Here is a 12,699-nt window from a genome sequence, read left to right as displayed (position 1 = left end):
CTCAGCGGAGCCAAGGGTGTGACGCCTGAATCTGTAAGTTCGCCGCGCTGCCCCTCATCCGCCTGTCGGCACCTTCTAGCCGTTGAACGGGGAGAAGGGAGCTAAGCAAAATACTCCTGCAGCGGCCTGACCTCGAGGCTTCCCGCCTTCAGCGCCGCAATCGCCTCCGCCACGGCGGCCGCACCCGACATCGTCGTGTAATACGGCACCTTCTGCATCAGCGTCGCTCGGCGCAGCGACTTGGAGTCCGACACCGCCTTCTGGCCGTCCGTGGTGTTGAAGACGATCTGCACCTGGCGGTTGCGGATGGCGTCCTCGATGTGGGGGCGGCCTTCCAGCACCTTGTTGATTTTTTGGGCGTCGACGCCGTTTTCGGCGAGGAAACGTTGCGTGCCGGAGGTCGCCAGCACCTTGAAGCCGAGGCCGGCGAGGCGCTTCACCGCCGGCAATATGCCTTTCTTGTCCTCGTCGCGGACCGAGACGAACAGCGTGCCGGAGCGTGGCAAGTCGACGCCGGCGCCCAACTGGCTCTTGGCGAAGGCGAGCGCGAAGTCGCGGTCGAGGCCCATGACCTCGCCGGTCGAGCGCATTTCCGGGCCGAGCAAGATGTCGACGCCGGGGAAGCGGGCGAAGGGGAACACCGCTTCCTTGACCGCGATGTGGCCGGGATTGCGGGGATCGGGCATGGCGCCGTAATGGGCGAAGGCGTCTTCCAGTGTCTCGCCGGCCATGATGCGGGCGGCGATTTTCGCAATGGGCCGCCCGATGGTCTTGGCGACGAAGGGCACGGTGCGGGACGCGCGCGGATTGACCTCCAGCACATAGACCGTGCCGTCCTTGATCGCATACTGCACGTTCATCAGCCCGCCGACATTGAGCGCGCGGGCAAGGGCCGCCGTCTGGCGCTCCAGCTCGTCGACCAGTTCCGAAGGCAGCGAGTGCACCGGCAGCGAGCAGGCACTGTCGCCCGAATGGATGCCGGCCTCCTCGATGTGTTCGAGAATGCCGGAGACGAAGGTCGACTTGCCGTCGCAGAGGCAGTCGACATCGACCTCGATGGCGCCACTGAGATAGGTGTCGAACAGCAGCGGGTTCTTGCCCAGCAGCGTGTTGATCTGGCCGGTCTTGTCGTTGGGGTATTTCTGCTTGATGTCCTCCGGCACCAGGCCGGGCACGGTGTCGAGCAGGTAGGATTGCAGCATGCCCTCGTCATGGATGATCTGCATGGCGCGGCCGCCCAGCACATAGGACGGGCGCACCACCAGCGGGAAGCCGAGCTCGCCGGCGACGAGGCGGGCCTGCTCGACCGAATAGGCGATGCCGTTCTTCGGCTGGGTGAGGCCGAGCTTGTGCAGCAGCTTCTGGAAGCGGTCGCGGTCTTCGGCGAGATCGATCATGTCGGGCGAGGTGCCGAGGATCGGGATGCCGGCCTTCTCCAGCGCATCGGCGAGCTTCAGCGGCGTCTGGCCGCCGAACTGGACGATGACGCCGACCAGTTCGCCCGAGGCCTGCTCGGCGCGCAGGATCTCCAGCACGTCTTCCGCCGTCAGCGGCTCGAAATAGAGCCGGTCCGAGGTGTCGTAGTCGGTCGAGACCGTCTCCGGGTTGCAGTTGATCATGATCGCTTCATAGCCGGCGTCGCGCAGCGCAAAGGCGGCGTGGCAGCAGCAATAGTCGAACTCGATGCCCTGGCCGATGCGGTTCGGGCCGCCGCCGAGGATGACGACCTTTTTCCGCGACGAGACCTGTGCCTCGTTGGCGAGCGCGCCGGCAAACGGAACTTCATAGGTCGAGTACATGTAGGCGGTGGGCGAGGCGAACTCGGCCGCGCAGGTGTCGATGCGCTTGTAGACCGGATGGACGTCGAGCTTTTCGCGCGCCTTCTGGATCACTTCGATATCGGTCTTGGTCAGTGAGGCGAGGCGGGCGTCCGAAAAACCCATCGCCTTCAGCATGCGCAGATTGACGGCGTCCTCAGGGATGCCGTGCTCGCGGATGCGGGCTTCCATGGCGACGATGCCGGCGATCTGTTCGAGGAACCACGGGTCGATCTTGCACATGGCGTGCACGTCTTCCAGCGAGGTGCCCATGCGGATCGCCTGCGCCACCATGCGCAGCCGGTCGGGCGTCGGCGTGCCGAGTGCAGCGCGAATGGCGTTGCGGTCGTCGGCATGGTTGGCAGCGCCGTAGCCAAGGCCGGGGATCTCGATCTCGTCGAGGCCGGTGAGGCCGGTTTCCAGCCCACGCAAGGCTTTCTGCAGCGATTCCTGAAAAGTGCGGCCGATGGCCATGACTTCGCCGACCGACTTCATGGCGGTGGTCAGCACCGGCTCGGCGCCGGGGAATTTCTCGAAGGCAAAACGCGGGATCTTCGTCACCACGTAATCGATCGACGGCTCGAAGGAGGCAGGCGTGGCGCCGCCGGTGATGTCGTTCTCCAACTCGTCCAGCGTGTAGCCGACGGCGAGCTTCGCCGCGATCTTGGCGATGGGGAAACCGGTCGCCTTGGAGGCCAGCGCGGAGGAGCGCGAGACGCGCGGGTTCATCTCGATGACGACGAGGCGGCCATCGGCCGGGTTGACGGCGAACTGGACGTTGGAGCCGCCGGTCTCGACGCCGATCTCGCGCAGCACCGCGATCGAGGCGTTGCGCATCATCTGGTATTCTTTGTCGGTCAGCGTCAGCGCCGGGGCGACGGTGATCGAATCGCCGGTGTGCACGCCCATCGGGTCGATGTTCTCGATCGAGCAGACGATGATGCAATTGTCCGCCTTGTCGCGGACGACCTCCATCTCATACTCCTTCCAGCCGAGCACGCTCTCCTCGATCAGCACTTCGGTGGTCGGCGAGGCGTCGAGGCCGGACTGGACGATCTCGTAGAATTCGGCGCGGTTGTAGGCGATGCCGCCGCCGGTGCCGCCCATGGTGAAGGACGGGCGGATGATGGCGGGCAGGCCGACATGGTCGAGCGCCTGGGCGGCGATCGCCATGCCATGGCTGATGTAGCGCTGCTTGCGGTCGCCTTCGCCGAGGTTCCAGCGGGTTTCCAGCGCGTCGAGCGCGGCGTCGAGATCGGCAGGCGCCTCGGCCTTGACTGCGGCGCGCTCGGCCTCATGCGTCTTGCGGTCGGTGTTCTTGACGTCGGTGGCGTTGGCCAGCATCGACTTCGGCGTTTCCAGGCCGATCTTCTTCATCGCCTCGCGAAACAGCGCGCGGTCCTCGGCCTTGTCGATGGCCGTGGCGTCGGCGCCGATCATCTCGACATTGTAGCGCTCGAGCACGCCCATGCGGCGCAGCGACAGAGCGGTGTTGAGCGCGGTCTGGCCGCCCATGGTCGGCAGCAGCGCGTCGGGCCGCTCCTTGGCGATGATCTTGGCGACGACCTCAGGCGTGATCGGCTCGATATAGGTGGCGTCGGCCAGTTCCGGGTCGGTCATGATGGTGGCCGGGTTGGAATTGACCAGGATGACGCGGAAGCCCTCTTCCTTCAGCGCCTTGCAGGCCTGGGTGCCGGAATAGTCGAACTCGCAGGCCTGGCCGATGACGATGGGGCCGGCCCCGATGATCAGGATCGACTTGATGTCAGTGCGTCTTGGCATGTCATAGGTCCGTTTGGCGGGCGGCTTGCACAAAAAACCGGGACGGGAAGACCCGGCCGGTTGTGTTCGCGATTCTGGTATCAGGCTAGGAGGGCCTTATAGGGAAGAGTTTGCCCGATGTAACCCCGAAAATGAGGGATTAGGCAGTAGGGATTGGGGATTAGGCTGTAGGCAATAGGCAAGCCCTACTGCCCAAGCCCTACTGCCTTGGTCCCGACAACTAATCCCCGAATGCGACGGCGTCTGTGATCTCGAAGCGTTCGGAGATGCCGACGCGGATCATGTTCAGGCTGCCTTCGCGGGTGAAGCGGAAGTCGCTGGGCGCGTCGGAGCTGGCCGGCTGGCCGCCGCGGAAGGAAATCACGCGCGTGCCGCCATCGGGCCAGGTGACCGTGACGTCCACGTTGTCACTGCCCTTGCGCTCGACGCTGATCTCGCAACGCGTCATCGGCTCGCCGACATAGCGGGCGCAAGGAATTTCGCTGACACCCCGGGCAGAAGCGGGATCCGGCGCGGCGTCGGTCGCCGCCAGTGCCAGGCGGTAGGCATCCTGCATGGCGGCGCGGCCGATTTCGGCGCCGGATTTCGGCGTGCTTTCGGCTACCGGACCGGCGCCGCCAAGCCGCGCCGTCAGGTCGGGCGGCGCGACTGGCGCCTGGGCCCGGACATCCGCGCCGGCGGCTACCGTGCTGTTCGCCGATGCCTGGTCGGCCTCATTGCCGCTCCCCGTGGAGGCAACCACGGGTGCATGGGCCCGTCTTGTCTCGCCTTCGACATAGGGGGCCGGATTGAGAGGGATGAGGTAGCGCGCTGGCGCCCATCCGCTCAGCTTTTCCTTGCCGGTGGTCTCGATCATGCACCATTTGTAGCCATTGACGTCATTGCAGCCGAGATTGGTAACGCTGTCGCCTCCAGCCAGACGCGTTTCGACCTTGGCTATCGGCGATGCGGCGGTGCGGACCTTGAGAAGATCGTCCGGCGCCAGGCCGATGACGATGGAGATGACGAGATCCGGCGCCTCTTCGGCCGTGACAATGACCGGCCATGCCGCCATCAGCAGCGGGGCGGCAATCAGCGCATGCAGGGTTGTTCGGAGCGTAACTGTGCGCCTCATCGTTTGGCCGTGCGCTGATACTCAAGACACCACGCAGCGACGGATCGCGGCCCGCCGCATGCCCGGCGGATTTTATAAGGGACGACGCGCCGCCATGTAAGCCCGAAAATTCGACCGCCGTTTCGCCTGTGCCAGCCCGCCAGACTGTGAGCCAGTTCAGCCGGGATGAACGCAAAAGCGTTCAGCCTCGACATGAACGCAAGGGGGTTCAGTCGGGAGGCATCACCAAGCTCAGCCTGAGGCATGAACGCAAAAGCGTTCAGCCTGAGATAAATCCGGTCCTGAGCGCGTGAGCCCATTCCGGCCGGCCCGCCTGCTCGGCCTGTCTGGCCGCGGCCTCATGGTCGTAGTCGACGGCGATAGCCTCGAAGCGGTCGGCCTGACCCGCGCTGCCCAAGGTGACGATGCCATAGCGGGCATGTGGCGAGCCCTGCTCGGAGAGATGCGCCGGCGGGGTGGAATCGTCATAGGCGGGGCAGCCGATGCTGCCGGGGTTGAAGATGATGGGACCGTCGGGGATGCGGATCAGTTCCGCGCGGTGGCTGTGGCCGCACAGCGCGATGCGGCAGGCGAGGTCCAGCGCCTTCAGCCGGCGCCGGATCGCCGCCAGCGGCGCGCGCACCAGCTGGCCATTGACGATCGTATCGGCGAGATATTTCTCGTCGTGGTCGGGGCGGGCGTGGAAAGCGATGATTCCGGGCGCGATCTCCAGCGTCAGCGGCTGGGCGAAAAGCACCTGGCGCTGTGCCTCGGTCAGCCGCTCCTGCGCATAGACATCGGAGGCCCACATGGTCTCGTCGGCCGGATCGGCCGCGACGCGGCGGTCGTGGTTGCCGCGCACCGTCGGCAGGTTGAGCGCCTCCAACCGCGCAAACGTCTCGCGCGGCCACAGCGGGCCGGAAACGCTGTCGCCGAGATTGACGGTCAGATCGGCACCGCCGCGCTGGCGCAGATCCTCAAGCACGGCGTCGAGCGCCAGGACGTTGCCGTGGATATCAGCGAGGACGGCGATCCGCATAAGGGGAGCTCCGGTGGTGAGACAGCGTTTCCTCTCCCCCGTTTCGTGGGAGCGAGGAACATCCTCAGGCGTGGATTTCGATGTCGTGGTCGCCGACCGCCGGCAGGGCCCGATCGTCGCCGGCGGCGGCGATGACGCTGTCGAGCAGGCCGGGGAAGCGGGCGTCGAGATCGGCGCGGCGCAGCGTGATCATGCGGTTGGTACCTACCACCTCGGCGCGGGTGACGCCGGCTTCGCGCAGTTTGGCGAGGTGGTAGCTCAGATTGGTCTTCGAGCCGAGATCGAGGAACTGGCTGCAGTTCAGCGGCACGCCTTCCTTGCTCGCGAGATAGCGCACGATGGCGAGCCGGGTCGGGTCGCCGAGCACGCCGAGCACGATCGGTAGGCTGATCTGATCCGTATTGGGGTGTGGCAAGGTCATGGCTCGAAACTAAGCACAGTCGGGGCCGATTTCAACGCATCCGTCCTTTTGTGCCCGTACACACTGTTTCTCCGCTTCTCGACCGTGCCGACCGACCGTGCTGACACAGGGCTGTCAGGAGGGTTCTGCTATTTTCCCCTGGCTTCATTGACATCATGCCTCGTTATGTCCAATTGTTCAATAACTTTTGAACTAAGGACACCGCCCCATGGACAAGCGCCTCTTCTGGCTTGCACTCGGATCGTTCACGATCTCGACCGAAGGCTTCGTCATCTCCAGCCTTCTGCCCGACATCGCCGCCGACGCCGGCATTTCCATTCCGCTGGCCGGCACGCTGATCACCGCCTTCGCGCTCGCCTACGCGGTCGGTACGCCGATCCTGGCGACGCTGACCGGCGAATGGGACCGGCGCCGCGTCATCCTGTGGACGCTGGTGTTCTTCGTGCTCGGCAACATCGCCGCCGCCCTGAGTTCCTCCTTCGAGCTTCTTCTGATCGCGCGCATCGTCATGGCGCTGTCGTCGGGCCTGTTCGCGGCAACCGCGCAAGGAACCGCGGTGGCGCTGGTCGATGACCATCACCGGGCGCGTGCCATCGCCGTCGTCGTCGGCGGCACCACGGTGGCGGTTGCCGTCGGCGCGCCGCTCGGCGCCCTCGTCGCGGCGTTTGCCGGCTGGCGTGGCACCTTCTACGCCATCGCCGGCCTCGGCGCGCTCGCCGGCGCCATCCTGTGGTACCGGCTGCCGCGCGGCATCGTCGGCACCAAGCTGCCCCTGAAGCGCAGGCTGGCGGCCGCCATGCGTCCCGGCGTGATGCCGATCCTTGCAACGACATTGCTGGCGCTGACCGGTGCCTTCACCGTCTTTGCCTATGTCGCGCCGCTCGCCATCGAGGGCGGCGGGCTCAGCCAGATCGCGCTGCCCGGCATGCTGCTCGCCTTCGGGGTCGGCGCGGTCATCGGCAACATCGCAGGCGGCCAGGCGGCCGACCGGTTCGGCGCGACCCGCACCGTCGGCTGGTCGCTGGCACTCAGCGCCGTCATGCTGGTGATGCTGTCGGTCATTCCGACTTTCCTGCCGCCGCATATTGCCGGGCCGGCGCTGATGGCGATGATGGTGCCGTGGGGCATCGTCGGCTGGGCGTTCCCGCCGGCGCAGGCCAGCCGCATCATCAAGCTGGCGCCCGACGCCGCCCCGATCGTGCTGTCGCTCAACGGTTCGGCGCTCTATCTCGGCGTGGCGCTGGGCGCCGTGGTCGGCGGTGCGGTGCTGCGTTACGGCGCGCCGGCCGATCTTGGCCTGATCGCCGCGGCCTTCCCGATCATCGGGCTCGGCATCGTGCTGGCCGGCCGCTGGGCCGCCCGGCCGGTCGCCATGCCGGCTGAGTAGAGACTGTTGGCAACGCCGGCCCAACGCCTCAGGGCGTGGCCGGCGGCAGATCGAAATCCAGCGCGGCGATGTGATCCAGTGCCGCGCGCAGCCTTTCCGCCTGTTCCTTGCCGGCCACGTCCTCGAAACGCTGCTGGGCAATGTGCCACAGCTTCATCGCCTCATCGAGCTTGACCAGACCTTGCGGCGTCAACCGCACGCGCTTGATGCGGCGATCGTCCGGGTCGGCGAAGGTCTCGACATAGCCGTCGCGGATAAGCGGCTTCAGCGTATGGCCGAGCGCCGACAGATCCATGATCAGCGACGCGGCAATGGCGCCCATCGCCGGCTCGTTGCCGATATGGATCTGGTAGAGCAGGCCCTGTTGCGTGGCCTTCAGGCCCGAAGGCGCCATGACATCATCATAGAACTGGCCGAGCTTGCGCGCCGCGCGACGCAGCATGGCGTTGTTGCAGAGTGTGAGGCCGGGCAGGGTGTCCTTTGACATGACGGGTCCTTGGCGCCGGCGAATGATGTCCGGCCGCTGCCACTCAAATAATCCTCGTTGCGGTCATTGACAAGATAGTGGCATATGCCTATTTCGTGGTAGTGGCATATGCCACTAAATGAAATCAGATGGCTTTGCCGGCAGGGCGAGGGTGATTGCTCACGGGGCCGGCGGCCAGGTCGAAACGAAGCAAATCAATCGAAGAAGGAACAGGACAATGAGTGGACAGAGCAACAGGGGCACCGCGGTCGTCACCGGTGCTTCGGCGGGCATCGGCGCGGTCTATGCGGACCGGCTGGCGGGGCAGGGCTACGATTTGGTGCTGGTGGCGCGGCGCGCCGACCGGCTGGAAGAGCTGGCCGAGAAGCTGCGTTATGTCTACGGCCGCAAGGTCAGCTTGATCAGCGCCGATCTCGCCGACGACAATGACGTCCGCCGCGTCGAGCAGGCGATATCAGCCGACGACAGCGTGACGCTGCTGGTCAACAATGCCGGCATTGGTGGTGCGCAGGTGGTGGCGACGGCCGACGCTGATGCAGCCGAGCGCATGATCAAGGTCAATGTCATCGCCTTGACGCGCCTGACCCGCGCCGTGCTGCCGCGGTTTTTGGCGCGCAACCGCGGCGCCGTCGTCAACATCGCCTCGGTGCTCGCCTTCGACACCTCGTTCGGCGGCATCTATAGCGGCACCAAGGCCTATGTCGTCAACTTCACCGAGGCCCTGCAGCGTGAGGTCGCGGGTACGCAGGTGAAGGCCCAGGTGGTGCTGCCCGGCGCAACCCGGACCGATTTCTGGGAAATTGCCGGCAGCGATATCGACGCCCTTCCGCAAGAGATCGTCATGACGGCCGACGATCTGGTCGATGCCGCACTTGTCGGCCTGGCGAAGGGCGAAGCCGTTACCGTGCCTGGACTTGCCGACGCCGCCAAGCTGGACATTTTCCTTGGCGCCCGGCAGACCTTCTACGGCAGCCTGCACGCCGACAAGCCGGCAGCCCGCTACGCGGCTTGAGGGTTGGCGAGGCTGGTTCGCTTTGCGAACCAGGACCCCACCCCGCTGCTCCGCAGCGACTTGCCGGGGCGAGCCACGGGTCTCGCCCGTCCTTCGGACCCCCACAAGGGGAAGGGTGAGGAAGCGCCTTGTCAGCCCATGCGACAATGGTCTTGTGGGGGACGAAAAAGCTGGACTCCCTCCCCCTTGTGGGGAGGTAGGACCGAAGGTCCGGGTGGGGGTACTGGCGCGGATTTTGGCTTGAGCGCTTTACGCCGACCGCCACATCGGAATGATCGAGGCGGCCAGCACCAGTGCCAGCACGATGTTGAGCGCGCGCCATTGCCACTCGGTCTTGAGCAGCCGGGCAAGCAGCATACCGGCCACGCACCACAGCGACAGCGAGGCGGCGGCAGCGAGACCGAAGGTGGCACCGAGCAGCAGCGCGAGCTGCATCGGCCCGCTGGCCAATGCCGCGAACGAGGCGGCGGCGCCCAACCCCATCGCCCAGCCCTTCGGGTTCATCCACTGAATGCCGGCGCCGCCGAGAAAGCTGTTCGGCCTGGCCATGGTCACGTCCAGATCGGGCGGTCCGCTGCGGCCGATCTTGATCGCCAGCCAGACGAGATAGAGCGAGCCGATGACCTTCATCGCCAGTTGCAGCGAGGGCATGGCAAGCAGCAGGCCGGCAAGCCCGGCCGCGGCGGCGCCCGTCACCGTGGCGAGGCCGGCGGCGCTGCCGACCAGCAAGGGCACGGAGCGGCGAAAGCCGAACTGCGCGCCGGACGCGGTCGAGAGGGTCGTAGCGATGCCGGGCGTTGTGGTGGCAATGACGGCGAAGAGGATGAGCGGGATGATGGGCTCTAGCATGGGACGTCCTTTTTCGAGGCTCCATGGTAGACTTGGAATAGCATCAGTAAATGCAATGTTTGCGATGTTCAGCATTAGCATCTATAATGTTAGCCATGATCCGAAATCTCGACATGGCGCTGATCCGCACCTTCGTCACCGTCGCCGATAAGGCCAGCATGACGGCGGCGGCCAATGCGCTGCACCTGACACAGGGCGCGGTCAGCCAGCAAGTCAAGCGGCTGGAGGAGGCGCTCGGTTCCAGCCTGTTCGAGCGTGACCGGCGCCGCTTGCGGTTGACGCGTGCCGGCGAACAGCTGTTTGGCAAGGGCAAGCGGCTGCTGGCCTTGAATGACGAGATCTGGGCCGAAATGGCTGAGACACCGGTGGCCGGCCAGGTGAGGCTCGGCGTGCCTTACGACCTTGTTGGCACCTTGCTGGCGCCGGTACTGAAGACCTATGCCGAGACCTATCCGCAGGTCGAGATATCGCTGGTCTGCGCCTCGTCGCCGGAACTGACTGCTGCCCTTGCGGCCGGGACCATCGACCTTGCGGTAATCGAGGAACGCGTCGGCTCGTCGGCGGGCGAATGCCTTGCCATCGACCGGCTGGTCTGGGTCGGCGCCAAGGGCGGCGTGGCCCGCGCCAAGCGGCCGCTGCCGGTCTCGATCGTCGCCGACACCTGCGCTTTTCGGCCGGCAGTGCTGGCGGCGCTCGGCGAGCATGGGCTGGAATGGCGCACCGTCTTCGAAAACGGCAACATCGACGCGACGACGGCGACGGTGCGTTCCGACCTCGCCGTCACCGCATGGCTGGCCTCCACGGTGCCGGCCGATCTCGACATATTGCCATCAGAGTCCGGCCTGCCGCCGCTGCCGAATTTTGCCATCAACCTGCATCTGCCAAGGCATGGCGTCGGCCCGGCGGCGCAGGAATTCGCGCGGCATATCCGCGACGGGCTGGCGCGGCGGCCGCAGGCGGCTTGAAGCTCCTCAGAACCTGGGTTCCTCGCATCCACGAATGTGGCGGAGGTGGCTCGGCGAAGCCGAGATGGAGCGGGGAGGCGATCTTTCATAGAAGCAATGCTTCCGTCTGGCCTGAGTCTTCTCGCCCGTCTGATAGATGTGGGTCGGATCGGCGCTCGTCGTCGTGACCTTGCCGTTGCCGGCGATGATCATCCACGGTCCGGGGCCGAGAAACGCTTCGCGCGGCACCTCGGCGAAAACCGCCTCCAGGCGTGGGTCGGGCGAACCGGCATTGGCGGCCATCAGCCGCGCGTAGAATTTCCTGATGTCTTCGATCCGGGTCATGATGCCGGAGAACATAGCGCGGATTGCCGATTTGTCGCGGCACTCCCCGGTGCACGGAGGGTAGCCGATTTTCCCGGCGAGGCGGAGCTCAGCCGACCCCGAACGTGGTATCGTAAAGCAGCTTGAAGTTGAGCACTAGGATGATGGCGGCAACCACCCAGGCAAGGGCTGCGACGCCGCGCGGAATGGCGAGGTTGCCCATCTTCTTCTTGTCGGAGACGAACTGCACCAGCGGGACGACCGCGAAGGGCAACTGCATCGACAGGATGACCTGGCTGAACACCAGCAACTGGCCGGTGCCCTTTTCGCCATACAGCGCGGTGACGACCACCACCGGGATGATGGCGAGGCCGCGGGTCAGAAGCCGGCGCGCCCAGTTGGGGATGCGCAGGCGCAGGAAACCTTCCATCACGATCTGGCCGGCAAGCGTTGCCGTCACCGTCGAGTTCAGGCCGGAAGCCAGCAGCGCGACGGCGAACAGGATCGAGGCGATGCTGAGGCCGAGCAGCGGGGACAGCAACTCGAAGGCCTGATCGATCTCGGCGACGTCCTGGTGGCCTGTGTTGTGGAAGGCGACCGCCGACACGATCAGGATCGACGCGTTGACGAACAACGCCAGCATCAGGGCGATGGTCGAGTCCGTCGTTGCCCATTTGATGGCGTCGCGCTTGCCCTTGTCGGTGCGTTCATAGGCGCGAGTCTGCACGATCGAGGAGTGCAGATAGAGATTGTGCGGCATGACGGTGGCGCCGATGATGCCGATGGCGATATAGAGCATCGCCGGATTGGTGACGATTTCCGACGACGGCACGAACATGGCGTGCAGGATCGAGCCCGCCGGCGGGGCGGCGACGAAGATCTGGATGGCGAAGCAGCTGAAGATGATGATCAAAAGCGCGATGACGAAGGCTTCGAGATAGCGGAAGCCCTTGTTCATCAAGAGCAGTACAAGGAAGGCGTCGAGCGCCGTCAGCATCGCGCCGCCGATCAGCGGAATGCCGAACAAAAGCTGCAGAGCGATCGCTGTGCCGATGACCTCGGCAAGGTCGCAAGCGATGATGGCCAGTTCGCAGGCGATCCACAGCACGAAATTGACCGGGCGGGGGTAATAGGCCCGGCAGGCCTGGGCAAGGTCGCGGCCGGTGGCGATGCCGAGCCGTGCCGCCAGCGCCTGCAGCAGGATCGCCATCAGGTTGGAGAGCATGATGATGAACAGCAGCGTGTAGCCGAACTGCGCGCCGCCGGCGAGGTCGGTCGCCCAGTTGCCGGGATCCATATAGCCTACCGAGATCATATAGCCGGGTCCCATGAAGGCGAACAGGCGACGGAACCAGACGCCCGAACTCGGCACGGCGATGGAAGAATTGACTTCGCGCAGGCTGGGCTGTTCGTCCTCATCCGGCCTGGCGAACCGCCAAGAGGAACGGGGGGCTGTGGCTTCGGCTTCGGACATGGGGAGAGCTTTCCGCGAGACTGGGCGATGCTGCCTTAAGCTATGCCATGGCTCAACATTATTCAATATG

General features: G+C 65.5%; 10 protein-coding genes and 1 pseudogene. 3 read left to right on the top strand and 8 right to left on the bottom strand.

The window, feature by feature from the left end:
* Positions 1-101: 101 nt before the first annotated feature.
* The 4 genes from carB to ASD99_RS22135 all read right to left on the bottom strand — a co-directional run bounded on the left by carB (position 102) and on the right by ASD99_RS22135 (position 6,152).
* Complete coding sequence (carB, locus tag ASD99_RS22150) at positions 102-3,599, bottom strand: carbamoyl-phosphate synthase large subunit (protein ID WP_057144936.1); 3,498 nt, start codon at positions 3,597-3,599, stop codon at positions 102-104.
* A 220-nt stretch (positions 3,600-3,819) separates the two neighbouring features.
* Positions 3,820-4,713, bottom strand: a complete 894-nt coding sequence (locus ASD99_RS22145) for an SH3 domain-containing protein (RefSeq protein WP_057144866.1) — start codon at positions 4,711-4,713, stop codon at positions 3,820-3,822.
* 259 nt (positions 4,714-4,972) lie between these two features.
* Positions 4,973-5,731 (bottom strand): metallophosphoesterase family protein, encoded by a 759-nt coding sequence (locus ASD99_RS22140; RefSeq protein WP_056595372.1) that lies wholly within the window; start codon positions 5,729-5,731, stop codon positions 4,973-4,975.
* A 64-nt stretch (positions 5,732-5,795) separates the two neighbouring features.
* Positions 5,796-6,152 carry an ArsR/SmtB family transcription factor gene (locus tag ASD99_RS22135; protein WP_057144865.1) on the bottom strand — a complete coding sequence of 119 codons (357 nt, stop codon included), beginning with the start codon at positions 6,150-6,152 and terminating at the stop codon, positions 5,796-5,798.
* A gap of 208 nt (positions 6,153-6,360) precedes the next feature.
* Between ASD99_RS22135 and ASD99_RS22130 the strand changes: the two genes are divergently transcribed.
* Positions 6,361-7,539, top strand: coding sequence for an MFS transporter (locus tag ASD99_RS22130; protein WP_057144864.1), 1,179 nt, complete (start codon positions 6,361-6,363; stop codon positions 7,537-7,539).
* 28 nt (positions 7,540-7,567) lie between these two features.
* Here ASD99_RS22130 and ASD99_RS22125 read toward each other — a convergent pair whose 3' ends face one another.
* The gene (locus tag ASD99_RS22125; RefSeq protein WP_057144863.1) at positions 7,568-8,026 is read right to left on the bottom strand and encodes a MarR family winged helix-turn-helix transcriptional regulator; all 459 of its coding nucleotides are present in this window, start codon (positions 8,024-8,026) and stop codon (positions 7,568-7,570) included.
* Positions 8,027-8,243: 217 nt separating this feature from the next.
* Between ASD99_RS22125 and ASD99_RS22120 the strand changes: the two genes are divergently transcribed.
* The gene (locus ASD99_RS22120; protein WP_057144862.1) at positions 8,244-9,038 is read left to right on the top strand and encodes an SDR family NAD(P)-dependent oxidoreductase; all 795 of its coding nucleotides are present in this window, start codon (positions 8,244-8,246) and stop codon (positions 9,036-9,038) included.
* Between the two features lie 249 nt (positions 9,039-9,287).
* Here the strand turns inward: ASD99_RS22120 and ASD99_RS22115 are convergent, their stop codons facing one another.
* On the bottom strand, positions 9,288-9,887 hold the full coding sequence (locus tag ASD99_RS22115) for a LysE family translocator (protein WP_056595362.1): 600 nt from the start codon (positions 9,885-9,887) through the stop codon (positions 9,288-9,290).
* 95 nt (positions 9,888-9,982) lie between these two features.
* Here ASD99_RS22115 and ASD99_RS22110 point away from each other — a divergent pair, with 95 nt between their 5' ends.
* The gene (locus ASD99_RS22110) at positions 9,983-10,852 is read left to right on the top strand and encodes a LysR substrate-binding domain-containing protein (RefSeq protein WP_082583380.1); all 870 of its coding nucleotides are present in this window, start codon (positions 9,983-9,985) and stop codon (positions 10,850-10,852) included.
* A 129-nt stretch (positions 10,853-10,981) separates the two neighbouring features.
* Here the strand turns inward: ASD99_RS22110 and ASD99_RS32635 are convergent.
* Positions 10,982-11,176: pseudogene (locus ASD99_RS32635) on the bottom strand (SAM-dependent methyltransferase); the annotation flags it as partial.
* 88 nt (positions 11,177-11,264) lie between these two features.
* A complete protein-coding gene (locus ASD99_RS22100; RefSeq protein WP_056595357.1) occupies positions 11,265-12,629 on the bottom strand; it encodes an Nramp family divalent metal transporter in 1,365 nt (454 codons plus the stop codon).
* Between the last annotated feature and the right edge of the window lie 70 nt (positions 12,630-12,699).

It is taken from the genome of Mesorhizobium sp. Root695, assembly GCF_001428185.1.
Classification (GTDB): Bacteria; Pseudomonadota; Alphaproteobacteria; order Rhizobiales; family Rhizobiaceae; genus Mesorhizobium.
This window is presented reverse-complemented; position numbering and strand designations above follow the sequence as displayed.

Excerpts from the sequence above, each read along its gene's own strand:
- ASD99_RS22130 (WP_057144864.1), top strand. The coding sequence starts at position 6,361 with ATGGACAAGCGCCTCTTCTGGCTTGCACTCGGATCGTTCACGATCTCG.
- ASD99_RS22120 (WP_057144862.1), top strand. The coding sequence starts at position 8,244 with ATGAGTGGACAGAGCAACAGGGGCACCGCGGTCGTCACCGGTGCTTCG.
- carB (WP_057144936.1), bottom strand. The coding sequence starts at position 3,599 with ATGCCAAGACGCACTGACATCAAGTCGATCCTGATCATCGGGGCCGGC.
- ASD99_RS22110 (WP_082583380.1), top strand. The coding sequence starts at position 9,983 with ATGATCCGAAATCTCGACATGGCGCTGATCCGCACCTTCGTCACCGTC.
- ASD99_RS22135 (WP_057144865.1), bottom strand. The coding sequence starts at position 6,152 with ATGACCTTGCCACACCCCAATACGGATCAGATCAGCCTACCGATCGTG.
- ASD99_RS22145 (WP_057144866.1), bottom strand. The coding sequence starts at position 4,713 with ATGAGGCGCACAGTTACGCTCCGAACAACCCTGCATGCGCTGATTGCC.
- ASD99_RS22100 (WP_056595357.1), bottom strand. The coding sequence starts at position 12,629 with ATGTCCGAAGCCGAAGCCACAGCCCCCCGTTCCTCTTGGCGGTTCGCC.
- ASD99_RS22140 (WP_056595372.1), bottom strand. The coding sequence starts at position 5,731 with ATGCGGATCGCCGTCCTCGCTGATATCCACGGCAACGTCCTGGCGCTC.
- ASD99_RS22115 (WP_056595362.1), bottom strand. The coding sequence starts at position 9,887 with ATGCTAGAGCCCATCATCCCGCTCATCCTCTTCGCCGTCATTGCCACC.
- ASD99_RS22125 (WP_057144863.1), bottom strand. The coding sequence starts at position 8,026 with ATGTCAAAGGACACCCTGCCCGGCCTCACACTCTGCAACAACGCCATG.